This window comes from Paenibacillus sp. plas6 (assembly GCF_057221655.1).
The window spans coordinates 803,420-830,359 of the sequence record NZ_CM170151.1 but is presented as its reverse complement, the minus strand read 5'-3'; the positions used below and the strand labels follow the sequence as shown (position 1 = coordinate 830,359).

21 protein-coding genes and 1 pseudogene are annotated in these 26,940 nt (G+C 39.5%); 17 read left to right on the top strand and 5 right to left on the bottom strand.

What is annotated here, in order from left to right:
* Window positions 1-197 precede the first annotated feature (197 nt).
* The 6 genes from AC2TDL_RS03855 (at window position 198) to AC2TDL_RS03830 (ending at window position 7,515) form a co-directional block, all read left to right on the top strand.
* A complete protein-coding gene (locus AC2TDL_RS03855; RefSeq protein ID WP_484698891.1) occupies window positions 198-983 on the top strand; it encodes a TerC family protein in 786 nt (261 codons plus the stop codon).
* An 84-nt stretch (window positions 984-1,067) separates the two neighbouring features.
* Window positions 1,068-1,946, top strand: coding sequence for a DUF72 domain-containing protein (locus tag AC2TDL_RS03850; RefSeq protein WP_484698890.1), 879 nt, complete (start codon window positions 1,068-1,070; stop codon window positions 1,944-1,946).
* A gap of 103 nt (window positions 1,947-2,049) precedes the next feature.
* Window positions 2,050-3,447: a threonine synthase gene (thrC, locus tag AC2TDL_RS03845; protein WP_484698889.1), complete on the top strand. Its 1,398-nt coding sequence runs from the start codon at window positions 2,050-2,052 to the stop codon at window positions 3,445-3,447.
* 98 nt (window positions 3,448-3,545) lie between these two features.
* Window positions 3,546-4,478: a manganese-dependent inorganic pyrophosphatase gene (locus AC2TDL_RS03840; protein ID WP_484698888.1), complete on the top strand. Its 933-nt coding sequence runs from the start codon at window positions 3,546-3,548 to the stop codon at window positions 4,476-4,478.
* A gap of 203 nt (window positions 4,479-4,681) precedes the next feature.
* On the top strand, window positions 4,682-5,731 hold the full coding sequence (locus AC2TDL_RS03835; protein ID WP_484698887.1) for a LacI family DNA-binding transcriptional regulator: 1,050 nt from the start codon (window positions 4,682-4,684) through the stop codon (window positions 5,729-5,731).
* Between the two features lie 365 nt (window positions 5,732-6,096).
* Window positions 6,097-7,515, top strand: a complete 1,419-nt coding sequence (locus AC2TDL_RS03830; RefSeq protein ID WP_484698886.1) for a cellulase family glycosylhydrolase — start codon at window positions 6,097-6,099, stop codon at window positions 7,513-7,515.
* Window positions 7,516-7,626: 111 nt separating this feature from the next.
* On the opposite strand, the pseudogene AC2TDL_RS03825 reads toward AC2TDL_RS03830, so the two are convergent.
* Window positions 7,627-8,496 (bottom strand): annotated as a pseudogene (locus tag AC2TDL_RS03825) (IS3 family transposase); the annotation flags it as partial.
* 20 nt (window positions 8,497-8,516) lie between these two features.
* The gene (locus tag AC2TDL_RS03820) at window positions 8,517-9,206 is read right to left on the bottom strand and encodes a helix-turn-helix domain-containing protein (RefSeq protein ID WP_484696083.1); all 690 of its coding nucleotides are present in this window, start codon (window positions 9,204-9,206) and stop codon (window positions 8,517-8,519) included.
* Between the two features lie 261 nt (window positions 9,207-9,467).
* On the opposite strand from AC2TDL_RS03820, the gene AC2TDL_RS03815 reads away from it, so the two are divergent.
* From AC2TDL_RS03815 to AC2TDL_RS03800, 4 genes are all read left to right on the top strand, one after another.
* Complete coding sequence (locus AC2TDL_RS03815; RefSeq protein ID WP_484698885.1) at window positions 9,468-11,288, top strand: cache domain-containing sensor histidine kinase; 1,821 nt, start codon at window positions 9,468-9,470, stop codon at window positions 11,286-11,288.
* Complete coding sequence (locus tag AC2TDL_RS03810; protein ID WP_484698884.1) at window positions 11,281-12,573, top strand: ABC transporter substrate-binding protein; 1,293 nt, start codon at window positions 11,281-11,283, stop codon at window positions 12,571-12,573. The genes AC2TDL_RS03815 and AC2TDL_RS03810 overlap by 8 nt, the downstream gene beginning before the upstream one ends.
* A 13-nt stretch (window positions 12,574-12,586) precedes the next feature.
* The gene (locus AC2TDL_RS03805) at window positions 12,587-13,678 is read left to right on the top strand and encodes a LacI family DNA-binding transcriptional regulator (protein WP_484698883.1); all 1,092 of its coding nucleotides are present in this window, start codon (window positions 12,587-12,589) and stop codon (window positions 13,676-13,678) included.
* Window positions 13,679-13,884: 206 nt separating this feature from the next.
* A complete protein-coding gene (locus AC2TDL_RS03800) occupies window positions 13,885-15,021 on the top strand; it encodes a DUF418 domain-containing protein (protein WP_484698882.1) in 1,137 nt (378 codons plus the stop codon).
* Between the two features lie 174 nt (window positions 15,022-15,195).
* Here AC2TDL_RS03800 and AC2TDL_RS03795 read toward each other — a convergent pair whose 3' ends face one another.
* The 3 genes from AC2TDL_RS03795 to AC2TDL_RS03785 are packed head-to-tail and all read right to left on the bottom strand — an operon-like array spanning window position 15,196 to window position 18,568.
* A complete protein-coding gene (locus tag AC2TDL_RS03795) occupies window positions 15,196-16,368 on the bottom strand; it encodes a glycoside hydrolase family 130 protein (RefSeq protein WP_484698881.1) in 1,173 nt (390 codons plus the stop codon).
* 2 nt (window positions 16,369-16,370) lie between these two features.
* Entirely contained in the window at window positions 16,371-17,612 is a 1,242-nt protein-coding gene (locus tag AC2TDL_RS03790; RefSeq protein WP_484698880.1) for an AGE family epimerase/isomerase, read from the bottom strand.
* Window positions 17,609-18,568, bottom strand: coding sequence for a glycoside hydrolase family 113 (locus AC2TDL_RS03785; RefSeq protein WP_484698879.1), 960 nt, complete (start codon window positions 18,566-18,568; stop codon window positions 17,609-17,611). The genes AC2TDL_RS03790 and AC2TDL_RS03785 overlap by 4 nt, the downstream gene beginning before the upstream one ends.
* A 241-nt stretch (window positions 18,569-18,809) precedes the next feature.
* Here AC2TDL_RS03785 and AC2TDL_RS03780 point away from each other — a divergent pair, with 241 nt between their 5' ends.
* The 7 genes from AC2TDL_RS03780 to AC2TDL_RS03750 all read left to right on the top strand — a co-directional run bounded on the left by AC2TDL_RS03780 (window position 18,810) and on the right by AC2TDL_RS03750 (window position 26,933).
* Entirely contained in the window at window positions 18,810-20,114 is a 1,305-nt protein-coding gene (locus tag AC2TDL_RS03780) for an ABC transporter substrate-binding protein (RefSeq protein WP_484698878.1), read from the top strand.
* 77 nt (window positions 20,115-20,191) lie between these two features.
* Window positions 20,192-21,082: a carbohydrate ABC transporter permease gene (locus AC2TDL_RS03775; RefSeq protein ID WP_484698877.1), complete on the top strand. Its 891-nt coding sequence runs from the start codon at window positions 20,192-20,194 to the stop codon at window positions 21,080-21,082.
* On the top strand, window positions 21,075-21,914 hold the full coding sequence (locus AC2TDL_RS03770) for a carbohydrate ABC transporter permease (protein ID WP_484698876.1): 840 nt from the start codon (window positions 21,075-21,077) through the stop codon (window positions 21,912-21,914). The genes AC2TDL_RS03775 and AC2TDL_RS03770 overlap by 8 nt, the downstream gene beginning before the upstream one ends.
* Before the next feature lie 27 nt (window positions 21,915-21,941).
* Window positions 21,942-22,706: a response regulator transcription factor gene (locus AC2TDL_RS03765; protein ID WP_484698875.1), complete on the top strand. Its 765-nt coding sequence runs from the start codon at window positions 21,942-21,944 to the stop codon at window positions 22,704-22,706.
* A 284-nt stretch (window positions 22,707-22,990) separates the two neighbouring features.
* Window positions 22,991-24,115, top strand: a complete 1,125-nt coding sequence (locus tag AC2TDL_RS03760) for an extracellular solute-binding protein (protein WP_484698874.1) — start codon at window positions 22,991-22,993, stop codon at window positions 24,113-24,115.
* 2 nt (window positions 24,116-24,117) lie between these two features.
* On the top strand, window positions 24,118-25,794 hold the full coding sequence (locus tag AC2TDL_RS03755) for an ABC transporter permease (protein WP_484698873.1): 1,677 nt from the start codon (window positions 24,118-24,120) through the stop codon (window positions 25,792-25,794).
* Window positions 25,794-26,933 (top strand): ABC transporter ATP-binding protein, encoded by a 1,140-nt coding sequence (locus AC2TDL_RS03750; RefSeq protein ID WP_484698872.1) that lies wholly within the window; start codon window positions 25,794-25,796, stop codon window positions 26,931-26,933. Before AC2TDL_RS03755 ends, AC2TDL_RS03750 begins: the two co-directional genes overlap by 1 nt.
* The last annotated feature ends 7 nt before the right edge of the window (window positions 26,934-26,940 follow it).

Here is a 26,940-nt window from a genome sequence, read left to right as displayed (position 1 = left end):
TAATAATACACTCCAAAGGGGAGTAGCTCTAGCAATAAAGTCGTCATTACGAGCGCAAGCTCCGGCTTTATTGGCAACGAAACATTCGTTGTTAGCAAGACCTTTGCCTATTTCGTCATTCGTAATAGGTAAAGGTCTTTTTTTGTGCAATGCTTGCTTAACCATCACCCTAAAATTTATGCAATAGGAGGATAATTATGGATTGGACTATGTTTTTTGAATTTGGCTCAGTATTATTTATACTCGTTGCGCTTGAAGGCTTGTTAGCGGCGGATAATGCCCTAGTGCTAGCAATTATGGTAAAGCATTTGCCTGAGGAAGAACGAAAAAAAGCACTATTTTATGGGCTAATTGGCGCACTTGTATTTCGTTTTCTTTCGTTATTTGCTATTTCATTTCTCGTCAATATATGGCAAGTACAAGCAATTGGCGCATTGTATCTGTTATTTATCGCTATTAACCATATCGTAAGGAAGGTATGGTTTAAAAGTAAAGAACATAATAGTTTGCCAAGCAAAAAGAAGAAAGGGAGCAGCTTTTGGTTAACGGTTCTTAAGGTTGAATTAGCGGATATTGCCTTTGCAATTGATTCTATTTTAGCGGCGATTGCGTTAGCTGTTTCATTGCCTAAAACTTCTATGCCAACGATTGGCGGGATGGACGGCGGACATTTTATCGTCGTTTTCCTTGGCGGGTTCATCGGTGTTGTGATTATGCGCTTTGCAGCATCAATGTTTGTTAAGCTTTTGGAAAGTCGTCCAGGATTGGAGATTGCGGCGTTTGTCATTGTAGGCTGGGTAGGCGTAAAGCTTGCGGTACATACGTTAGCCCATGAAGCGCTAGCTGTAATCTCACATGATTTTGCAGAGTCATTAGCTTGGAAGCTTACATTTTATGCCGTGCTGGTGTTAATCGCTGTAAGCGGCTGGTTTATGTCAGGAAAAAAGCAATCCACTGAAGAGACAGAAAAGCTATCTGCATAAGCTTTACTTCTAGTAATATTTGATTATCGTGCCTTCTCCTGTTAAAGTAAACGTATTAATGATTACATGTTAAGGGAGAATCTTATGAGTATAGCGATTGGTCTCGGTGGTTGGGGAGATCATGACTCCATTTATCCAAAAAGCGTTAAAAGTAATGAACGACTTGCTCATTACAGCAAACATTTTCCCATCGTTGAAATCGACAGTACTTTTTATGCGATTCAATCACCTGAACGCATGCAAAAATGGATTGCGGAAACTCCGCCACAATTTAAATTTATCGTTAAAGCTTATCAAGGCATGACAGGGCATCAGCGGGGCAGTATCGGAATCGGCAATAAACGCGATGAAATGTATGCTGCCTTTCTGGCGATGCTTAAGCCATTAATTGATAGTAACCGTCTAATTGCCGTGTTATTTCAATATCCGCCTTGGTTTGATTGTATGACTAAGCATGTGATGGTGCTAAGGGCAACAAAGCAGAGAATGGGGGATATCCCTTGTGCGCTAGAGTTCCGTCATCAGAGTTGGTGGTCAGACGAGATGCGAGAGAAGACGTTACAATTTATGCGTAAAGAGAACTGGATTCATTGTGTTTGTGATGAACCGCAAGCCGGAGAAGGCAGTGTGCCAACGATTGTTCAGGCAACACATGATGAGCTGACGCTCGTTAGATTACATGGCCGAAATACGGAAGGCTGGAATGATACAGGTGATGATAAGTGGCGAGAAGTGCGTTATCTCTATCAATATTCACAGGAAGAACTTCAGGAGTGGTTGCCAAAGGTGTATCAGCTGCAGGAGCAAAGTAAGGATGTCTGTATTATCTTTAATAATAACTCAGGCGGTCATGCTGCATTAAATGCTAAGCAATTTATGGTGATGCTTGGTCAAAAAACACCTGATGGCAGAGACCCGATTGAAGCAATGCCTAAGCAAGCTGAACAGCTAGAGCTGTTTTAAGACATAGATTATAGAAAATCTTTCATTCATTTTTCAAGCAAACGATGGTAAAATGCTATTATTAGATGTGTACGAAAGTGCAAGAAAGCAGGAGGATTAAATAATGGAGTACATTAGTACTAGAGGTAAAGTAGACAGTATTGGCTTTATTGACGCATTTATGATGGGATTAGGTAATGACGGCGGTCTGCTTGTACCTAAACAAATTCCACAAATTTCAATAGAGCAATTACAGGCTTGGAGTAAATTAAGCTATACTGAGCTTGTATATGAAATTTTTACACTGTTTACTAATGATGAAATTCCACAGGATGAATTAAAAAAATTAATTGCGGATAGTTACAGCACTTTCCGTCATCCTGAAGTGACACCAATTACAAAGCTTTCCGATGAGCTTTATTTGTTAGAGCTGTTCCATGGCCCTACCTTTGCATTTAAAGATGTTGCCTTGCAATTTATGGGTCAGCTTTATTCATATGTAGCACAAAAGAAAAAAGTGAACATTAACATATTAGGTGCAACTTCAGGGGATACAGGAGCTTCTGCAATTGAAGGTGTGCGTGGCAAGGACGGAATTAAAATTTGTATCCTTCATCCACATGGAAAAGTGAGCAAGGTACAAGAGCTGCAAATGACTACAGTTCAAGATAAAAATGTTTTGAACTTGTCTGTTGATGGCAACTTTGATGATTGCCAACGCATTATTAAAGAGTTGTTTGCTGACCTGCAGTTTAAAAAAGAGCATGATTTGGCAGCAATTAACTCCATCAACTTTATTCGCATTATGGCGCAAATTGTTTATTACTTCTATGCTTATTTCAAAGTTGCGAGCAATGTAGGATTAGATAAAGTGAACTTTAGCGTTCCTACAGGTAATTTTGGTGATATTTTTGCTGGTTATATGGCAAAACGTATGGGACTACCTGTCGGCAAGCTAATTTTGGCAACAAATGAAAATAACATTCTTGAGCGCTTTATTAAAGAAGGCGTCTATATGCCAGGAGATTTCCGCATGACGTACTCGCCTTCTATGGATATTCAAGTTGCGAGCAACTTCGAGCGTTACTTATATTATGTGCTTGGCGAAGATCCAGAGCTAATTACAAAGCTAATGGAGCAATTTAAAGTAGAGGGAGAAATCTCAATTTCTAGCGAAGCTTTAGCTAAAGTACAAGCCGAGTTTGCTGCTCATGGTGTACTTGGTGCAGAATGTTTAGCAACGATTTCAAGCATTAAAACGTCAAACGATTATTTGCTTGATCCACACAGTGCTTGTGGTGTTGCGGCAGCTAAGCAATGTGCTGAAGCTGGAGAAATTACAGTTTCCCTTGCAACAGCGCATCCTGCTAAATTTAACGAGGCAATTGAGCTTTGTGGCATTGAACAAGAGTTCCCAGAGCAAATTAAAGCTCTATTTAACAAGGAGCAACGTCAAACACGAATTGCTGGCGATAAAGAGGCAATTGCCAGCGCAATTTCCGCGTTTTATAAGCAAAACTAAGCCTGCTTAAAGGGCTAGGAAATGATTGCCTGCGGCAGTATAATAGATGATGAATTGTATGAAGCGACAATATTTAATAGGAATAGGAGTAGTATGTAATGGCAAAAACTTTGATTTTCGGTCACAAAAATCCTGATACAGATACGATTACTTCGGCAATCGTTTATGCAGATCTTAAAACTAAGCTAGGGGCTGATGTAGAAGCAGTTCGTCTTGGTGAAGTGAACGGTGAAACAAACTACGCTTTGAATTATTTTGGGGCAACAGCACCTCGTCTAGTAAAAACTGTAGCTAACGAAGTTAGTGAAGTTATTCTTGTTGACCATAATGAACGCCAACAAAGTGCAGACGATATTGATCAAGTGCGTGTCGTTGAGGTAATTGACCATCATCGTATCGCAAACTTTGAAACTAGCGCGCCGCTTTATTTCCGTGCGGAGCCAGTTGGTTGTACTGCAACAATCCTTAATAAGCTGTACAAAGAAAATGGTATCGAAGTAACAAAACAAATGGCAGGCTTAATGCTATCTGCGATTATTTCCGACTCGCTGCTATTCAAATCTCCAACATGCACAGAGCAAGACGTAGCTGCTGCAAAAGAACTGGCTGCAATCGCTGGTGTTGACCCACAAGTGTACGGTCTAGAAATGCTTAAAGCTGGTGCAGATTTGAGCGATAAAACGATTGAACAACTAATTTCTATTGACTCTAAAGAGTTTTCAATGGGTAACTATAAAGTGGAAATTGCGCAAATTAACGCAGTGGACACAAATGATGTATTGTCTCGCCAAGCAGAACTAGAAGCTGCATTGCAAGACATTATCGCTAAAAAAGGTCTTGATCTGTTCGTGCTTGTAACTACAGATATTCTAAACAACGATTCTGTAGCGCTAGCACTAGGCTCTAAAGCAGAAGCAGTAGAAAAAGCTTTTAATGTTAAGCTAGAAAACAACACTGCATTGCTAAAAGGAGTAGTATCTCGTAAATCACAAATTGTTCCTGTGCTAACTGAAACATTGAGTGCAATGTAAAGCTCCGGAGCAAAAAGTTCTTCCAGCCGCTTTTTAAACCCTGCTGCCTTAGATAAAGGAAAAGGGAGCAGCAGAGTTTAAAGGCGGCTCTTTTGTTTTTTAGAACCTATTGCTCTGTAGTATCTATTCTTGTTAGGTTAAGGTATAATATATCAATAAATGCTAACTGATTCTGAAAATAGGATAACCGATGGAGCGTACTTATGAGTAAAAAAGTTACAATGCAGCATGTTGCAGATGCAGCAGGTGTCTCGAAATATGTCGTATCCAAAGCGATGTCTGGCAAACCTGGGGTTAATGCAGATACAAGAGAGCATGTAATTCAAACCGCTGTTAAACTTGGCTATCAATTTAATCCACGAACAAAGAGCAAGACTAGCACTCAACAGGAATCAACCAAAACGGATAAGCAAACAATTATTGTATTAATTCCGAATGTTCGTAATCATTTACTAGATTCTTTGTATTGGGGAAAGATTGTTGAAGGGGTTATGCAGGAATTACGAGCGCAAGATATGGCAGGCATTGTAATTACGGATCAAACAGTCGATAGTTTACTGTCAATTGTAGATAATAATAATATTCATGGATTTATTGGTGTTGGTGAAATTGCAACAAATGTGTTGCAGGAAGTAAGTCGCTTAGGCGTGCCTATAGTTTTGATTGATCACGATGAACCGTTAATCGTTTCATCTCAAATATTCGTAAACAATTGGGAATGCGTATTTAAGTTAACGGACCATTTAATATCGCTAGGACACAAAAAAATTCGCTTTGTAGGCAATACGACATATTCTGCTAGCTTCATGTGGCGATGGGAAGGCTTTCGTGACTGTATGGAAAAGCATGGGTTGCAGCTCGTGCCAAAAGATCCACTCTGTGCGTTGAACGGAGAAAATAGAGCGGAACATGAACGAGAGATATTAAGAATCTTGCAATCAGAGCATACCTCTGGAAATATGCCTACAGCATTGGTTTGTGCAAATGATGCAATTGCTATTTGCGTTATCAATGTTTTAGAGCAATTGGGTTATTCTGTTCCTTCCGAAATTTCGGTTACAGGATTTGATAATATTGAAGATGCTTCTTCTCATACTCCTAGTCTGACCACTGTAAATGTGGAAAAGGAACTGATGGGACGACGCGCCGTGCATATGCTTCTCGAAAAAATGAAATATCTAAATTTTACAAGAGAATCGTTACTCCTCTCTGCTTCAATTGTCTACAGAGAGTCAACTGCCCAAATTCATTGAACTATTCCAGCAACTTGGTACTTCCAAGTTGCTTTTTTATTTTTTTGTTGATAACTATTAGTCCAAATTTTATTAGTTAGTACTAACAAAATGATAATTTTATGCTAACAATATTGCATTAAATTGGAAAAACGTTCATAATATATAATTGTTAGCGCTAACAAAATGTTGCCGCGCTATTGTCACGGCAACAAAGTAGTCTAGTTGAACAGGCTGCTATGATTGCAATTTAAGAGAGGGGGCTTGCTTATCAAGGGAAATAAATGCTTAGTATGATGCTCAATAACCTAGAAAATCGGGGAAAAATTACGCATTAATTACGCATTTAAATGAAAAAATTTTAGAGATGGGGGATAAAAATTAATATGACATTGAATATGTTTAATCGTGTTCGCTTAATGTTGATTGTTGCTAGTCTATTCATTGCTTCTTTTATTCTTTCGGTATTACCGGCTAAGCCAGCATTTGCTGCTTCAGGTTTTTATGTAAGCGGTAACAATTTGTACGACTCTACAGGCAATCCTTTTATTATGAGAGGAATTAATCATGCTCACTCCTGGTACAAGAATGACTCCGCTACTGCGATACAGGCAATTGCTCAAACTGGAGCAAACACAGTCCGAATTGTATTATCTGACGGATCATTGTATACAAAAGACGATGCAACTACAGTAAGCAATTTGTTAAATTTAACGAATCAATACAAACTAATCACCATCCTTGAGGTGCATGATACGACAGGAAGCGATTCGCTTACTGCTCTTGATAGTGCTGTAAACTACTGGATTAGTTTGAAAGACATTTTGGCAGGCAAGGAAGACCGAGTGCTTATTAATATTGCTAATGAATGGTATGGCACATGGGATAGCAACGGATGGGCAAATGGATATAAAGAAGCAATTCCTAAGCTTAGAAACGCCGGTATTAATCATACGTTAATTGTGGATGCTGCAGGCTGGGGACAATATCCGCAATCCATTGTTGATAAAGGTCAAGAGGTATTAAACAGTGATCCGCAGCGAAATACAATGTTTTCAATTCACATGTACGAATATGCCGGTGGAAATGCTACCCAAGTTCAAAATAATATTGACAATGTATTAAATAAAGGTTTGGCTCTCATTATTGGTGAATTTGGTCATATGCACACAAATGGAGACGTCGATGAAGCTACAATAATGAGCTATACCCAACAAAGGGGAGTAGGTTGGCTTGCTTGGTCTTGGAAGGGGAATGGCCCTGGATTCGAATATCTCGATTTATCCTATGATTGGTCTGGTACAAGTTTGACTAATTGGGGAAATACGGTTGTTAATGGTCCTAACGGGATTATGCAAACGAGCATGCTCGCACCAATTTTTGGCGGGGGCAGCAGCAGTTATGTGAAGATTCAGAACTTCGCAACTGGCTTGTATTTGGATGGAATGGGAAGAACGTCGAACGGTTCAACTGCTGGTCAATGGCAAAGCAGCACTAGTTACAATCAACAATGGGTTATCGAAAGGAACGGAAACTTTGTGAAGATTAAAAATCGGTCAACAGGACTATATTTAGACGGATTAGGTCATACTTCTAACGGTTCTGCAGCGGGCCAGTGGCAAAGTAGCACACATTATAACCAGCAGTGGAGCCTAGAAAATGCAGGCAGTGGCAATGTGCGATTTAAAAACTGCTCAACAGGACTATATCTTGACGGAATGGGGCGCACTTCTAATGGATCTGATGTCGGTCAATGGGGGGATAGCAACCACAATAATCAGAAGTGGAAAATAGTTCATTTATAGTTAATTGAATAGAACAGAGCCGTTCCCTGCTTTGAACTGCTCCCTGTCAAGTAGACAGTAGAAATAACAAAAATCGTAATGTCTGGACTCCGTTAATTACGGGGTCCATTTTTATGCTGCATTTTCAAGCTGCTGACGGTAGGTCATCGGAGGCAGCTTGTTTAACCTTTTCTGTCTACGCTTGTAATTGTAAAAGTGTATGTAGTCCTCAATTGCCTTAGCAAGGCTTTCGTAATTCTCAAAATGTCCGTTCAGGTAGTACATCTCACATTTGAGGATGCCCCAGAACCCTTCCATTGGGCCGTTATCGATACAACGACCTACACGCGACATGCTCTGCGCCATCCCCGCCTTGTCTAATCTGGCTTTAAATTGTTTGCTGGTATACTGAAATCCCCTGTCGCTATGAAAGATGGGGCGTGCATCAGGGTATCTGGATACGGCTAAGTCAAAGGTGTCGAATACTAGTCGGTTATTATTGCTCTTGCCCATGGCAAAGGAGATAATGCTGTTATCCTTCAGATCGAGAATCGCACTTAAATACAATTTTTCGTTATTGCCATACTTGAATTCTGTGACATCAGCTAACCATTTCTCATTTAGTTTCTCAGCCGTAAAGTCTCGATTCAATATGTTTTCTGCCGTAACCTCTGGTGTGAAACGCTGGTAATGTGGACGCTTTCTCCGGATCACCGCTTTGATGCCAGCTAGCTGAGTCAGGCGGTAAATTCGCTTGTAGTTGTACTGGGTCTCGTACCTTGCGTTCAGTTCATCTGTCAGTCGCCTATATCCATATATCCCATAAACTTCTGCGTAGATAGCCCCAAGCTTGTGGAGCAAGTCTTCATTCTCTCGCTCCCGAGCACTTTTTTCGCGGCGTAGCCATTTGTAGTAGGATGATCTGTTTAAGTCCAGGAACTCGCAAATCTTTGCGATCGGATATCCTTCTTGTTCATGAAGCTCTTTTACAACTAGGTAAAGCTTTTCCTGGCGTACTCCGCTTAGTACCGCCTCCTTTCGATTTCCTGAAGCTTTTTTAAGATCGCATTCTCCATTTCCTTTCGTTCGATTTCGGCTCTAAGCATTTTATTCTCTGCCTGTAACCGTTCGACTTCACTCATTTCGTCTAGCGTTTTACGTTTCCCCCGCCTGTCAATGAGTCCATCTACACCTCGTTCTTCGTATTTACGTACCCAGCTATAAATCTGTTGATAGGATACGTTGTACTTCTCCATGGTTAAGCCATAGTCTTTGCCTTTAGCTAAGCAGAAGCTTACCATTTCGATTCGCTCGTCCAATGTGGTAGCTCGTCCCTTGGTCATATAGAACCCTCTCCCTTGGCTTTTTTCCCATCGATCTATATGACCATTATTATACAACGTGATCCAGTTGCGAAGCTGTGTTCTACTACGGATTTTAAATTTCTTGCAAATCTCCTCCAGACTTCCTTCTCCACGAAGATATGCTTGGACCGCTGCGGTTTTCAACCCTGCAATATATCGTTTGTTTGTATTCGTAGTGAGAAGTCCTGATGGACCCATGGATTCATAATTCGCGATCCACTGCCGAAAAGTAGTTTTCCCGATTCCGTATTCACGTGCAATACTTCGTAGACTTCCTTGTCCACGGAGATATTTTTCTACTGCCTCTAATTTTAGTTCATAGCTAATTCCTTTTCCTTTTCTACTCATAGAAAACTCCCCTCAAAAGTAGTCCTGATTTTTGTTATTTCAGGTGTCTACTTTGAGGGGAGCATATCACTTTGGGGGCGGCTTTTTTGCTTTGCTCTAGATTTACTTTACATTAGAAAAACTGTATTCTATTTGTGATATTTGTTAGTGTATATGTTATTATAATAACTAACAAAACTTATTTTTTATATAGAGCAGGATAAACATAATTTTACTGGAAAGCTGGTGAAGGTATTGAAGTGGCGTTTTGGAGATATGAAAATGAATCGCAAACTTCTGCTTTCCTTTATATTGTTAGTGACAATCCCGCTTTTTTTAATCGGGTATTATACTTCACTTAAGTATACGCAATCGATAGAGCAAAAAACGATCGCTTACTCTATGAAAATGCAAGAGAGTATGATGGTGCGCGTAGACGATTATATTGAAGATATGATGAGTATTTCATCGATTCCAGTCTACATCGATGATTTGAAAAAAAATCTAATCCTCTCTAACGATTATTATGCGGAGAGACAGTACAGCTATAACGAGCAAACAATGCCAGATAATTTTCCGCAGCTTTTGTCGATTCAACGCAGTATTGAGGGAGAGCTTAGCTTTATAAATACGATTAAGCGAGGAGCCAATTCAGTTTATTTGTTTGATCGATACGGCAATAGCTATTACTCAATCGTTTCTGGAGGTGTAAGAAGTCAGCTTGAACAAAGTTATACTCGTTGGATGGAGGCAGTTGAGCAGCTAGGCGGAGAAGCAGCATTACTTTCAACTGAAAAATATATTAGCAGTTTACAGTCAGAAAAGTTTGCTTTCACTGTTGTACGAAAAATTATGGATCGAAATTTTCAATCGATCGGTTTAATTGCTATTGATGCCAATATTAGTGTAATTGAAGATCAGATGAAGGAGCTTGACCAAGTCACAAAGGGCAGCTCCATTATTGTTGATCAGTCTGGCAATGTTATTTACGACAGCAAAAAGCAATGGATTGCTAGCAATATTGCTGATCAAGAGGTTGTCCAGGCGGCGAAACTGGCTAAGGGCAGTTTTTTTCAGATAGTTGATAGAGAAGAATGGCTAAGTATTTATTCAACCTCTGAACGGACTGGTTGGAAGGTTATTACCTCGATTCCTGTATCTGAGCTGACTAATGAAACAGCAGGGATTCGCAATGTAATTTGGCTTACGACGATATTAGCGACAATAGGCTCAATCGCAGTAGCAATTGTACTCTCCTATGCGATTACAAAGCCTTTGCGAGCTATGGCTAACTTAATGAAGCGAGTACAAGAAGGAAATTTCCAAGTGAAATTCCCAGTGAAATATCATGATGAAGTTGGTTTGCTTGGTAATCAATTTAATCGTATGACGGTTCGCCTTGAGCAACTGATAGCAGATATTTATGAGCTGGAGAAGAAAAAGAATAAAGCTGAACTGCAGGCGTTGCAAAATCAAATTAACCCGCATTTTATGTACAATACGCTGGAAAGTATTCGAATGAGTGCAGAGGTAAATGATGACAGTTCAACTGCAGATATGATTGCGACACTTGGTAAGCTGCTGCGTTACAGCATAAGCAATTTGGATAGCTATACCGTGCTGAGACAGGAATTGCAGCATGTACAGCACTATGTCGAATTATTAAATTATCGTTATCCTAATCGCTTTGTTCTGCACTGTAATATAGCAGAGGAACTGCTAGACAAGCCTGTTATAAAGCTAATGCTTCAGCCTATTGTCGAAAATGCCATTTATCATGGCTTAGATGATCGTAAAAGTCAGATGAATATTTCGCTAACATCGGAGATAACTCCACAAGCAATTAATTTATTTGTCACAGATGACGGAATAGGCATCCAGTCAGAAATACTAAATCAGCTTAATGACCGACTGCAAGGGAAGCAACAAGAGCCAGAGCAAAGTAAACGAACAGATGGCGGAATAGGCTTAAAAAATGTGAATGAGCGGATTAAGCTGCAGTACGGTGAGCAGTATGGACTCTTTGTAACAAGTACGCCAGGACAAGGAACCGTCGTAGAAATTCGACTTCCTGTCGAAAGGAGGCTAGTGGTAAATGAATAAGCGCTTTTCTTCGGTGATGCTAATTATAATCACGCTAATATGTGGAATGTTAGTTGGATGTGCTAAACAGAAGCAGCTTCCACCAGAGGCGACAAATCATGTATTGCAGCAGGATAAAATGACTAAGCAAATTGAACTTCATATTTTAAGCAATCGTGTGGACTTAATTGAAAATGGCACCTTCGAGCAATACGCTAAAGCATTTGAACAGCAGCACCCTGGGGTAAAGCTCATCTTTGAAGGATTAGCTAATTATGTCTCCGATATTTCTGCAAGATTGTCAACGCAAGATTATGGGGATGTACTGCTCATTCCTAATTATTTGAAAAATGAAGACTTACCAACCTATTTTGAGCCTTTGCCTGACAGTTTGTTTGAAAATATACGTTTTGCTGACTATAAGTCATATAACGGTAAGCGTTATGGAATAACGACCGGTTCATCAGCGACAGGAATTGTGTACAACAAAAGGGCATTTGAGCAGGCAGGCATTGAAAAAATTCCGACGACGCTTGATGAATTTTTTGAAGCATGCCGCAAGCTTAAGGAAGCTGGCATCGTTCCGATTTATTTAAACTATGGGGCGCAATGGCCGCTAATGAATTGGGGCGAAGAGCTGGTAAGTGTAATGAACGGAAATGCAGATTATTTAAATAGTATGGTCGACGATGAAGCGCCGTGGCAAGTAAATAACGAATGGGGACAATCGCTGCAAATTGTTAAAACACTAATCGAACGCAACTACGTGGAGCGTTCCCTTATCTCCAATCAATGGGAAGCCTCTAAGCTAGAAATAGTTGAAGGCAGAGCAGGAATGTATTTTCTTGGTAACTGGATTATTAATCAGCTTATTTCATTAGGAGCTGAGCCCGATTCGATAGGATTTTTCCCTTTTCCTTATCGCAATGAGGAACCGATATATTCTCCGCTTAACCCTGATTGGTTTGTAGCAATTAGTAAACATAGTGGGCAAAAGGAGCTTGCACTGGAATGGATACAATATTTCATTCATGAATCAAATTATATTGATGATTCCGGATTTTTACCAATCGACACTACAAAGCAACCATCATTGCCGCAATATAAGGAGTTTTTATCCTTTGGCAGCATTCTAGTGGAACGGCAAATTCCTAGTGATGAATTACTTGAGGTTGCAAGTAAGGCAAATATTACATTATGGTCTGGTTTATCTGTACAAGAATGGATAGCCGCCCCTAATTTACAAGAAGTATTCGACGAATACAATGAACGCTGGGCGGAAGCTAGAAAATTACTGAAGTATTAAGGTGGGAAATTTGATGTCCAAAAAAGTAACGATGCAGCAAATTGCTAATTATTTAGGCGTGTCTAAATTTGTTGTATCAAAAGCGCTCTCGGGCAAAGGTGGAGTTAGCGAGACAACAAAAGCGAAAGTCATTGAGGCAGCAGCTCAATTAGGATACTTTTCCCAACGATCACTCGTTAAGCCGTCGCTTATTAATCAACAACAAGTGCAGTCTCACGGAGCAAATAAGCAGTCTGTGCTTGTATTAATGCCTAATGTGCGTTTTCAAACGAAGGAATCGCTTTACTGGGGAAGAATTATTGATGGCATATCAGCAGAGCTGGAAAAGCGTGGAATTGGCATGATTATTCTCTCTGAGCAAAATGCGGACAGCTTAACTGGTTACATTAATCCTGAAGGGATACTGGGAATGATTGGCGTCGGAGAGATTTCATCAGCAATGCTGCTTGCCATTCATCGTCTCGGAATTGCAATGGTGCTAGTTGACCATGAAGATGATCTGCTGCCACTGGATAGCATTTTTGTCGACAATTACGAGGCTGCGTATCGTCTGACGAAGCAGCTATTGAATAGTGGGAATGAGCAAATTGCCTTTGTTGGAAATATTCATTTTTCGCGCAGTTTTTACGACCGTTTTTTAGGTTATCGAGCAGCGATGGAGGAGCATGGTTTTCGTCAAGGGCGAGGAGTGGACAAAGGAGATAATGTCAACCTTGCATTAAGCCTATTAAATTTGCAAGGGTATGACAGCATACATTTTATTGAACAAATCAGGAAGTGGCTGCAAAGGCTTAAACAATTGCCTAGTGCCATTGTATGTGCCAATGATGCCATCGCCCTAAGCGTGCTGCGAGCAGTACAGGAACGAGGAGTTTCTGTTCCAGAACGGTTATCAATAACAGGCTTTGATAATATCGAGGATTCTTATATGGGAGAGCTTGCGCTTACTACAGTAAATGTGCCAAAAGAAATGCTTGGCAAAAAAGCTGTGGAACGTCTGTTGAACCGACGACAGCATCCAACAGAGCCGATGATGAAGCTCTTACTAAAAAGTGAAATTATTTATCGTGATTCAACTGCAATGCAAGTAGCAGCAAACACCTAATAACCGAATAAGTTGTTTACGTAGTATTTTATTGCTGTGTCAAAAATTTAATTGTGATTAAATTTTGACACAGCTTTTCTTTGTTATTACGAAAAATTAATTTTAGCAATAAAAATCAAAAATCATAAATGTAACTATGTTATTCTACATGTACCATTTTCATTTGCTTAAACAACTAAGAAATAAAGAAGGAGAGAAGCTGTATAATGAAAAAAAGAATTGAGCTAATAGATAGTTTACGAGGATTTAGTTTACTTGGAATATTGCTAGCCAATTTATTAATTTTTCAATATGGTTTAATCGGAAAGGACTATTTAGAGGAGCTATCGCTTATAGATTCAATCAGTTATTATTTTACGAAAATTTTTGTTGAATCTTCATTTATGCCAATTTTTACATTTTTATTCGGTTATTCCTTAATAAAGCTTGTAGAATCGATCAAAAGGCGTCAAGAAAAAACGCGCTGGGTGCTAATTCGCCGTGCGCTCGGTCTTATTGCAATTGGTTTCTGTCATGCTAGATTTCTTTGGGATGGAGATATTTTGCAGTTTTATGGCATTATAATGCTTCTCCTGCTATTTTTCATCTATCGCAAACCGAAAACATTATTTATTTGGGCAGCAATAATCTTTATTTTATTGGCTATCTTTTCATATGGACCGGAAGTTGAAATGTTTGATTCCAATAAACTTGATGCATATTTAGCAAAAGAAGCTACGATATTAAGTACTGGTACTTATAGTGAAATCGTTGATTATAGACAAAATAGTGACCTACCGTTAAAATTTGGCGGAATGGGGATCGTTATTTCATTAGTTCTTTTTGCGCCAATACTGAGCTTACCGATGTTTTTGGTAGGGATGGCATGTGCAAAATTAAATCTATTTTATTCTCCTATGCAAGAGAAAAGTTTATATAAAAAGCTAGCAGTTTTCGTATTTATTGGATTAATATTAAAGTCACTAGCTTTAGTGGAATCTAATTTTTCAAGTATACTTTTAACGGTAGGCGGACCGTTGCTTTCGATTGGTTATATCGGTGCATTTGCATTATTTTATCAATCCGCATATTGTTCTAAATTAAAAAACGCTTTTGCAGCGGTTGGCAAGCTATCTTTATCTAATTATTTATTACAAAGCGTTATTTCTACGTTTATCTTTTATGGATATGGATTCGGCTTATTTGGAAAATTAGGAGTTACTTATGGGCTCCTTATCGGAATCGTTATTTATGTTTGTCAATTATTTTTAAGTAAGTTATACTTACGTTATTTTTCATATGGTCCGGTTGAGATGGTGCTTCGTTTGTGGACAAATTTATCATGGCGCAAAAAGGCAATCTAATATAGGCAGATGCAGCGAAGCTTTGATCTGCAGTTAAGCTTTAAGAGTGATATATACGGTCTATTCACATCTGATGAAGTTTAGCTGTTTAAGTGGAACGGCTCTTCAATTACTAGCAACAGTAATCGAAGAGCCGTTCATTGTTAGTCGGAGATTTCAATAAACAGGAAAAACTTAAATGATTGCAAGATTACTTTCAATTAATGCTAGACGCTGTTGAACGCATGCATAAGAGCGAAGCGGATCAGCAGGAGTATTCATTGCATAGTCTAGCAGCTGATCGATAGTGGATGTAGCTACATGGCAACGTGTATCAGAAGAAGCGTAATAGATAAATACTTGACCTTGCTCATTAACTACTGCGCCATTACAGAATACGACGTTAGATACATCACCAACACGCTCTTCTCCTTGCGGAGCGATTAAATGACCACCTGGTGTATAGATTACTTTCGTTGGATCTTCAAGACTTGTTACAAATGCGTAAAGAACATAACGCAAGCCTGCAGCTGTATTGCGTACACCATGGGCGATATGAAGCCAGCCTTTGTCCGTTTTTATTGGGGCAGGACCTTGACCATTTTTAACTTCTTTAATGGTATGGTAGTGTCGTTCATCGATAATGACTTCTTCATCAATATAGGCTTCCTCGATCGATTGAGATAAGCCCCAACCAATACCGCCTCCAGAGCCAGTATCAATAAAGCCGTCTTGCGGACGCGTGTAAAATGCGTATTTGCCGTCTACAAATTCAGGATGCAGCACGACATTACGCTGTTGGTTAGAGCGGGTTTTTAAATCAGCAAGACGCTCCCAAGTTTTTAAATCTTTCGTACGTGCTATGCCGCATTGCGCAATGGCACTGGATAGATCGCCTGGTGCTGCATTTGGATCTTTGCGCTCGGTACAGAATAGACCATAAATCCAACCATCCTCATGCTGAACTAGACGCATATCGTACACATTAATATCAGGGTCATCTGTTTCAGGCAAGACTACAGGTTTATCCCAGAAACGGAAGTTATCAATACCGTTATCGCTTTCCGCAACTGCAAAGAATGATTTGCGGTCGTTGCCTTCAACGCGTGCCACTAAATAGTACTTTCCATTTAGATAAATTGCGCCTGGATTAAAAACACAGTTAATTCCTAAGCGCTCCATAAAATATGGATTGGTTTCTGGATTGAAATCATATTGCCAATGTAGAGGAGCATGTGCGGCCGTTAAAATTGGATATTGATAACGTGTATAAATGCCATTTCCCCCTTGTAGCGGGATATTAGGACGAGTAATTAATTGCTCATATTGCTCGGTTAAGTATGCTTTGCGTTCCTCAAAAATACTCATTATTATTTACCTCTCTTTTCGTTATAAGTTAAACGTTCGATCATTTCAAAGCACGCTCGGCTATTGTGGTATGGACATTTCCAAGCGCTAATTTTTTCTAAGCGATCGCTTGGTGTTCCGTTGCGCAGTACACTCCAATACCATTCGCCGTATTGTTTATCTACAATATAGCGCTGAATGAAACGCCATGAACGTTCAGCAGCTTGGCGATATTGCTGGTTGCCAGTTAATTGATAAGCGTTGTAAAAGCCGACAACTGCTTCAGCTTGCGGCCACCAGTCCTTATGATCATCAATAATGACAGAGTTTTCAGCTTCATTAAATAAGCCGCCATCCTCATCATAACCTTTTACAAGCACTGCATCTGCCATTTTCAGGGCAATGCTTTTTGCCTTAGCTAGTACTTGTGGGTTGCCGAGCACTTCAGCAGCCTCGACTAATAACCAGCTGCCTTCAATGTCATGACCGTAGGAAATATGATTCGATTGACTTTCCCACTGCTCATTAAAAAACAGCTTAAAATGCCCACTTTGCTGATCGATAATCTGCTCGATTGTAATATTAATGAGCTCAGCAAGCTGTTGTTCAAGATGCGTAGATTTCCAGACACGGTAGAGATTGGTATAAGCTTCCGTTACATGCAAATGGGTATTCATTGATTTTTTTTCATTCAAATCTTTACCGCTTAGGCTTAAGTCTTTTGTTTCTTTCCAATCCTCAGATAAGGCTTCAATATATCCGCCATATTCCGGATCATGACCATATTGCTCAATTAGCAAAAACGTATCAATTGCAAATTGTAATGCTTGTTGATTGCCAGTGGCGCGATAGTATTCGGCAAAAGCATAAATTGCAAATGATTGACCATAAATTTGTTTTTTGCGCTCAAGCGGTGAGCCGTCAGCATTGAGCATCCAATAATATCCGCCATATTTCTTGTCAAAAAACTGCTCAGCTAAATAAGCAAAGGCGCGATTTGCCATTGATAAATACTGTTGATTTCCCAGCAACCGATATGCCGCAGAAAAAGTCCATAGAATGCGCGTATTAAGGACAAGGCTTTTAGCTGCTTGCGGAATAACAGTTAAGTCTCGCGACATTTCACCGATAAATCCGCCTTGCTCCTCATCAACTGCGAATTTCATCCAAAAACCTAATATATTATCTTTCAATTCGGTATCGAGTTCAGCGAGCCATTGATCAACTGGCAACGTTGAAACGGAAGGCTGAAATAACTCACTCATCTTACTTCCTCCTTTACTAAACGAGAGTATTGCTCATGAATGATTTGCTCAGCGGCTTTGCCATATACGCAATAATCGTCATTTGCGGAAGCTAACTGCTCATCATATAAATGTGCGGGCCAATCCCAAAGCATAAAGCCGCGAACCCAGTCACGTTTGTTACAGGCAGCAAACATCGCTTCATAATATGCTTTTTGACTCTGTTCACTAGGTGCTCCCTTTAGCCCCCAATCGTTTGGCAAATAAGGAGAACCTTCACGACTTGGACATCCAGCTTCCATAAAGAAGAACGGCTTTCCATGCTGCTTAACGACTTGCTCGATGCGATCAAGCTGGCTTTCCCATTGATCGATTGGGTAATAGCCGCTGGAAGAAATGATGTCGACAGCGTCCCACCAGTTAACTTGATTTTCCTGATATTTATCGCAATTGTACGTAATGAGTCCAGAATAGTGCTTTCTAACTTCTGAAATTAATGCTCGCCATTGTTGTTCACGACGGTCGGTTTGAACCATTTCACAGCCGATGCACAGCATTTCAACCCCAAGCTTTTGCGCGATTTTAGCATAGTGAACGATGAATTCTGTATAGCTTTTAAACCAATCGCTCCATTTCGGCTCACATGGAACATCAATATCGAAAAAGTTAATATGTGCGCGCCAAGTGCCATCAGCGCAATTGACTACTGGTTTTAAAACTACTTTAAGACCAAGACGTTTAGCCTCTTGAATCGCATGAATCACTTCTTCATCTGTAACTGTAGGTTCTTCTTGATAAGCGATTACTGTTGCTTGTGGGTGAGCCTGCAAAGCGGCAAAAGTAATTGCCGTCCAATTTACTGCAAGACGTTCTGTCATTAACTTCATAGATTGCTTAGCTTTATCGCCAAGCCAAGTGCCGCGCACTCCAGTCCAGCCCCAAGTCATCCCAGCTATATAGGTAAAGCTGTCACTCATATTGCTACCTCCATTTTGTTAGTTTTGTTAGTTTTTAATTGCTGACTTTTATATAACAAGTAAACAACATATAAGCTTTTTTTGCAAGAGGGTTCGAAATTTAACAAATATGAATGCTGACAACTCAGTAACAGAAAAAAGTCAATACAGAACAATAAATAGCATTTTAAACCATTTAATGCCCATATGCATTCCGGTAAGATTGATTTGACAGCGATTACAAATTATTTAGGGGGATTGAATGATGAAAAAGAAAATGTTGTTATTGTTGTTATCTTCTATGCTAACAATCACTGCTATTGCTTGCAGTAGTCAGTCGACAAGTAACAAACCGACAAATGAAGGTCAACAAACAGAAGGAAACCAGCAAGAAGAGGAGAGCCAGCAAACTGAAATTAAAGGCGATCTTGTTTTTCTTACAAATCGTACAGATATGATCGGCAATGTATACAATGATTACAAGCAACGTTTTGAAGAATTGTATCCTAACGTTAACCTAGAGTTTGAAGCTATCCAAGATTATGATGCAACGCTAAAAGTACGCATGAGTTCGGGAGATTTTCCTGATGTTGTGTTTTTGCCTACGCTGTCTAACTCGGAGTTTCCTGAATATTTTGCACCATTGAACGACATTGAATTTTCAGATGATATCTACTTTAAAGATTTAAGAGCATATGAAGGTCAAATTTACGGTATTTCTTCAGGCGGCTCTACAGTCGGCATTGTTTATAACAAAGAAGCGTTTGCGAAAGCGGGAATTACAGAAATTCCAAAAACGTATGATGAGTTTTTAGCAGCTTGTGAAAAGTTAAAGCAGGCTGGAATCGTACCGCTTGCTTCAAACTTTAAGGATAAGTGGCCGCTTGATGTATGGGTGTACGATGTGCCGACATTAGTTGCGGAAGCTAGCGATCATCAAAATAAACGTGCAGAAACAGATACCCCTTACACAATGGATAATGAGTACGGTAAATCATGGAGCATTTTGCGTGAGTTATATCAAAAAGGCTATTTAGAAGCAGATATTAACTCAACAAATTGGGAGCAATCGAAAAAGGATGTAGCGAACGGTACATTCGGTATGTATCTGCTAGGAAACTGGGTAATTAATCAAGTTATCGAAAATGGCGCTGATCCAGATAATATTGGTTTCTTCCCATTCCCAGCAGATAATAGCGGTCAAGCTAAAGCTCCATTAAATCCAGATTGGTTTTATGCAGTTAATAAAAATGGAAATGTAGCTGCAGCAAAGGCATTTATTCAATGGATGATCGAGGAATCCGGCTATGATGATTTTGCTGGCTTTATTCCAACATTAAAAAATAAAGAGCCTAAGCTAGCACAGCTCGCAGAGTTTAATAGTTATAATGTGAATTACTTTGAGCCAGCACAGCCATCGGATATTGCAACAGATATTCAAAATCAAGCTAGACTTGATCAAGCTGCAACTGTACAAGAATTCGTACTATCAGATAATCCAGCAGCGGTGCTAGAGAAAGTTAACAACAATTGGGCTAGAGCTAGAAGTGAATTAGGCGTGAAATAATCGTGCTTGCGAATGGCGGCTATTCCTTGTTCGCCATTCGCAAGCTCATTTACTCTCATGGAAGGCAGTGATGTTCGATGTTAAGTAGGCTATCCTTTCGTACCCAGAAAAAGATTGTTCTCGTAGGTTTTATAGCAATTCCATTGCTGCTATTGTTGACGTTTGCCTATTATCCTGCATTAGAATTAATTCGTTTAAGCTTTATGAAGTGGAACGGAGTTAGTGCCAATAAGGAGTGGATTGGCCTTACAAACTATAAAGAGGTGTTCACTAATCCAGAATTGTTCGGTGTATTCAAACATAACTTTGCTTATTTTGCTGTAGGCATTGTGCAAAATATCGTCGCCTTATTTTTTGCAGTTCTCTTAAATACAAAGCTAAGAGGAAGAAACTTCTTCCGTTTATTGCTGTTTCTACCCTATATCTTAAATGGAGTAGCCGTAGCGTATTTATTTGGTTACGTGTATGACACAACTAATGGATCATTGAATCATTTGCTCGCTACATTTGGTTTTGATCAGCTTTCACAGACAAGTTGGCTTGGCAATAAAGATTACGTGAACTATACGCTAGCTTCGGTTGGATTTTGGCGTTTTATGGGCTTTAATATGGTTATTTATTTAGGGGCTTTACAATCAATACCTGGTGATTTATATGAAGCAGCTTCAATTGATGGAGCAAACTCTTGGCAACAGTTTACTCGGATCACATTGCCTAATATTTATAAAATTATTGAGCTGAATTTGTTCCTTACCGTTACAGGGGCACTTGAAGTATTTGATCTGCCGTTTGTATTAACGAAAGGCGGACCAGCAGGTGCAAGTGAAACTTTTGTTATGAAAATAATCGAAACAGCATTTCAATTTAATAATTACGGGCTTGCTTCCGCGATGAGTGTTGTTCTGCTCTTATTTGTCGTCATCGTGTTATCGATCCAGCGTTATATTCTATCTAGAGGAGATGATTAGCGTGAAGCTTGCAAACAATATTAAACGAGGCTTATCATACGTCATTTTGTGCTTTGCTAGTTTAGCTATTCTGTTTCCGCCGTATATTATCGTCGTGAATGCTTTTAAAACGAAAGAAAAGTTTTTTTCCTCGTCAGCAATTTCGCTGCCTGATAATTGGTTTTACTTTGAAAATTTTGCGAAAGCATTTAAACAAGCTAGTATTCCGCTTGCATTTAGTAATACAATAACGATAATTCTAGTATCTCTTTTATTTAATGTTTTACTAGGCTCTGCGTTTTGTTATGCAATTACTCGCTTTCAATTTAAACTGCAAAACTTATTAGTCGGTTTATTTATGTTTGCTACGATAATCCCGCAAATTACAACGCAAGTTGTCAACTATAAAACGATTATGTCGCTGGGTTTGACAAATAATTTAATGGGACCAGTGCTGCTATATATCGGAGCAGATATTATTCAAATTTATATTTATTTGCAATTTATTAAAAATATCCCGTATGAACTTGATGAAAGTGCGATGCTGGAGGGCGCTTCGCTTGTTCGCATTTTTCGCTCAATAATTTTCCCATTACTGACGCCAGCGACATTTACAATTATCATTTTAAAAACAATTAGTATTTACAATGATTTCTTTGTTCCTTATTTATATTTACCGCGAGCTCAACATGTCGTTGTGTCAACGTCGCTAATGCGGTTTTTTGGAAATAATAGTGGTGATTGGCAGTTAGTTTCGGCTGCAATTCTAATTATTATGATACCTACGGCGATCATGTATTTATTTTTACAGCGTTATATTTTTGCTGGAGTAACGAGTGGAGCAGTGAAGTAGCAGTAGACAAGCAAGGAGGCTGTAAGCATGAGGGTCATTATTGTAGACGATGAAGCTATGATTCGCGCTGGACTAGAGAAAATTTTAAGTAAAATGAACATGGAAATCGAAGTGATCGGCTCTTACAGCAATGGGCAGGACGCGCTCTATCATATTAATAAGCTAAATGATGATGAGCTTGATTTAATTATTACAGATATTAAAATGCCGCGTATGGATGGCTTAACATTGATTGAGCTATTAAAGGGACGTTCCTTTGCCAAAATTATTTTTAGCGGTTTTAGTGAATTTGAGTACGCGCGCAAGGCGTTACGCTTTGGCGCAAGCGATTACTTGCTAAAGCCGATTGATAAGCAGCAGCTTGCAGAAGTATTGCAGCGGGTACGAGCAAAAGCGCTGCAAAAGGAGCAGGAAGTCAGCGAGAGTTTAGAGCTGATCAAAGAAAAGGAAATGTCCGAGAGCAGCAGCGGTCATTATGCAATTGATACGATAATAGCTACATTGAATGAGCAATATGATCGTCCGTTTGATTTGGAGCAAATTTCTCAGCAAGTAGGAATGAGTGCGCATTATGTCAGCCGTTTATTTAAACAAATGACAGGTCAAACGATTACAGACTTCTTAATAAGAATTCGAATTGAAAAAGCTAAACAATTTTTAATCGATTATCCTCATATGAAAAACTATGAAATTGCGATGTCAGTAGGCTATACCGATCCTGTTTATTTTCAAAAATTATTTAAGAAAGAAACAGGATTGACGCCGAAAGAATTTAAAGAACTGCACCCCTAACAAACTCCCCTCATAGCAGCAAGGAGATGTCAATTTCCTGACTGCTATGAGGGGAGTTTGTTTATGTTGACAAAATAGAAGAGCTGTTTGACCGTCTTTATTACAAGTAAGAAAAAGTGGAGAGTTATGAGATGGTAAGGAGAAATTCTTTATCGGTTGATCGATTCATCGGCATTTTTAAACCATATTAATTTAATATTGGCATGATATTTTGATAACATTACGCTAATTTTCCTTTGATAATTTAAAGGTGAATCAATTAACCTTTGTGGAGGGAAATAACAATGAATAGAAGAAAGCGGCAAACTAAGCCAGCCTTAACATTACTTATTTTATCGTTAACAACGTCTTTAATGGCAGCATGCGGCAACAACAGTGACAACAGTAATACTCGAGTTGGGATGGAAGTTGCTTTGTCTGCACCTAAAAATGCAACTGATATACATACACTAACTGCTGATCAGAAGAACGATGAGGAAGGGACACTTGTTGTTTATTTAAATGATTTTGATGATATTATTGCAGATATGTTTAAAGAAGCTACTGGATATGATGTTGAATTAGTTACAGGTAACGGTGCAGAGATTATGTCACGTATTGAGGCGGAAAGAGGAAATCCGCATTGGGACGTTGTTTGGGCAGATATGATGCCATCAATTCATGGACTTAGTCTTGATGGTCAATTGCTAGAAGGATGGCAGCCGAACAATTTGTCGCAAATAGCAGAAGATTTTAAAAAATACATACCAAGCAACTATAGTTATTATCCGACGGGAGCACATGCATCAGGAGTAATTGTATATAACAAAAATGAATATACAGAGGAAACAGCTCCAAAAACTTGGGCAGAATTTGCACAGAATCAATATCAAGACAAAATTGCAACTGCAGATCCCGCCATTGCTGCACCTGCGTTTCCATTCGTGGCAGCTTTGTTTCAGCGTGAGGGAGGCATAGATCAAGGAAAAGAATTTTTTGATGCTTGGTTTAACAATGGTTTGCGCGTGTATCCGAAAAATCCGCAAGTTGTTCAAGCGCTGTCCAGCGGTGAAATATCTATTGCTGCTTTGCAGGAATCAAATGCATACGGAATGATTAATAAAGGTGAACCGATCGGCATTATTTGGCCAGAGGAAGGAGCACCTGCATCGGTGCGTGTAGCAGCAATTCAGAAAAACTCTAAGCATATGAATGCAGCTAAAGCCTTTGTTGAATTTTTATTAGATCCTAAGACACAGCAAGATTTAATAGATAATGGGGATGAGGCATATTTTGATCCAGCAGCTATTGGCGTTAGTGCACGACCTGATCGACAATCGAATGCGAAGCTTATTGTCGCGGACGCAGAATGGGCAGCAAAGCATGAAGCAGAAATTAAGCAATGGTTTGCTGATAAAGCAGTCCAATGATAATGAAGTTGAAAAATAATAAGCTTGGCTGGCTGGTAAGCCTAGTACTTTTCATCCTCGTTCTTTTTCCATTATTAGCTGTTATTATTCAAGTTGTGTTGCCGGGTGTATTTTTTGGTCAATTAAAATTTGGGAACATCGGCTTATTGCTGGAGATATTTAAACGCCCATTATGGCAAAAATCACTGGAAAATTCAATTGTGCTTGCATGTGGCGCAACTTTGCTTGCAACTTTTATCGGAGGAGTGTTGGCAATATTTCGTTCAAGCTGGCAGTTTCCGACCGCAAGGCTTCTTGACGCAGCAGTTTGGCTGCTATTTATCATTCCATCCTTTATTCTTGCACAAGGCTGGATTATGTTTTCTGCAAGTAAGGGGATAGCTGTGCATTTACTTGGCTGGAAATGGGTGCCTAATGCAGTGTTTCAACCGATAGGTTTAATTGTCATTATGTCGCTTAGCAAATTTCCGCTAGCTTACTTAAGCGTACGCTCAGCAATGGAATGGAAGGTAGAGCAGCTTTCTCATGCAGCTAGATTGTGTGGAGCCACATCTTTCAGAGTATGGCGAACCATTAATGCTCCTCTGATTCTGCCTGCATTTTTAGCAGGAGCGGCATTAGTATTTATGGATACGATCGGAGATTTTGGTTTGCCATCGTCGATAGCGGCAATATATCGTTACCCAACCTTGCCGTATTCTATTTTTTCTGCTTTATATACTTCACCGATCCGTTTTGATATGGCAGGAGTGTTGTCTTTTTATTTAGTGATTTTAATCGGCATTGCAATGACACTACAGTTTATCGCAATGCGACGTTCACGATTTGATTTTTTATCAGGAAATGCTATTCCAGCAGTACCAAGACCTGCTGGTAAGCTAGGATGGCTGCTGGCAACTGTAAACCTATTTTTTCTAGCGATTGTAATAGGAATACCGATAGGTTCAAGTGTGCTAATGTCATTCATGCAAACACAGGGCGGCGGACTAAACGCAGACAATTTTACCTTTGCCAATTACATTGCATTGTTGAATGAAGGAAGTGAACTATTAATCGGGCTTGGACGATCGTTGGCAATTGCTGCAACAGCTGCAATCTTTGGACTTATAATTGGTTTGCTGACGGCATTTTTGTTGATGTACTCCCAATTTAAATTTAAACGAGCAATTGAAGCTCTATCGATCATTACACTTGCTGTTCCAGGAGTTGTACTAGGGATTGGTTACATCTTTGTTTGGAATCAACGTTGGCTGGAGCCGATTGGCTTATTGTTATACGGAAAGCCAATCATTCTTATTTTAGCTGCAATTGCTGGAGTGATTCCTGTTGTAACAAGACTGATGACGGGAGCTATGGCGAAAGTGCCACAATCTCTATTATATGCCGCTCAATTACAGGGAGATTCCATGCAAAGACGATTGCGAGTCGTATTGTTCCCTTTAATTCGTGGTGCTTTAATTGCAGCGGGCTTAGCTGCATTTGGAGCAAGTGTATTTGATTTAGCTGTGAATTCAGTTCTTTTTCCGCCTAATTATATGACTTTTCCCGTAATCGTAAATAAAACGTTTGAAGATATGCAATTTGGTTATGCATCAGCAGCAACCATTATTGGCGGTGGAATAGTTGTTTTAATCATTTTACTGCTAGAGCTATTGCTGCGTAGGAAGGAGCAATTATAGTGAACGATGTAGCGGAGAACAATATAGTGTTAGAAGTTCAAAATGTAAAAAAAAGCTATGGCTCTTATCAAGCTTTAACAGGGCTTTCTTTTAAGATGAAAGCGGGAGAAATTATAAGTGTATTAGGACCCTCAGGCTGTGGAAAATCAACATTATTGCAACTAATCGCAGGTTTAACCAACGTTGATGAAGGAGAAATACGTTTAAGCGGTAAAACGATCGCTTCAATTAACATTTCACTTCCTCCGGAAAAACGCGGCATTAATATGGTGTTTCAAGACTATGCGCTATGGCCGCATTTAAATGTATATAACAATATTGCTTACGGTTTAAATAAATTAAAGCTTCAAGTAAAGCAGGAACGTGTAAATGAGCTATTAAAGTTAATGCAGCTAGATGGCTTAGAGCATCGTCTGCCACCGCAGTTGTCAGGCGGTCAGCAACAACGGGTAGCGATTGCTCGAGCACTGGCAACTCAACCAAAGCTTATTTTACTTGATGAGCCGCTTTCTAATCTGGATATGCGGTTGCGTATTGAAATGCGAACAGAGATGGCGTACTTATTTCGAAAATTAGGGATGAGTGTTTTTCATGTAACTCATGATCCTGAGGAAGCATTTTCGATGGCCGATCGACTGCTTATTATGCGTAAAGGGAATATCGATCAGATAGGAACGCCGCAGGAATGTTATCAACGACCTGCCAGTCGACATGCGGCTGCATTGCTCGGCGCAATAAATTCATTAAAGGGTGTACTAAAGCGCACAACGCAAGGAATAGCTATAAAGTTGCCAAGCGGTCAACTGATTTATGGAATCGAGGCTCCTGGCGTGGAGAAGCTTATGGATAATTCACCATTGCTGGTAATGTTTCGCCCTGAGGAGCTTATTTATGTAGTGGAGGTTACGGAGAACGATACGATTAACAGCGAGTTAAATCAAGGGAAGTTTAAGCAAAATCTATTTACCTTAAAAGTGAATTATTGCACATTTGAAGGGAAGAAATGGAGATCTGTTGTTGAAACAATGGATCAGCAAAAGCTGTATCTTATTACAGAGTATTGTATTTCAACGGGGCAATGGATTACAGTGAGGTTGGATTCAGATAAAGCATTTATTTTTGTTGATGATGGAAATTAGAATTTAA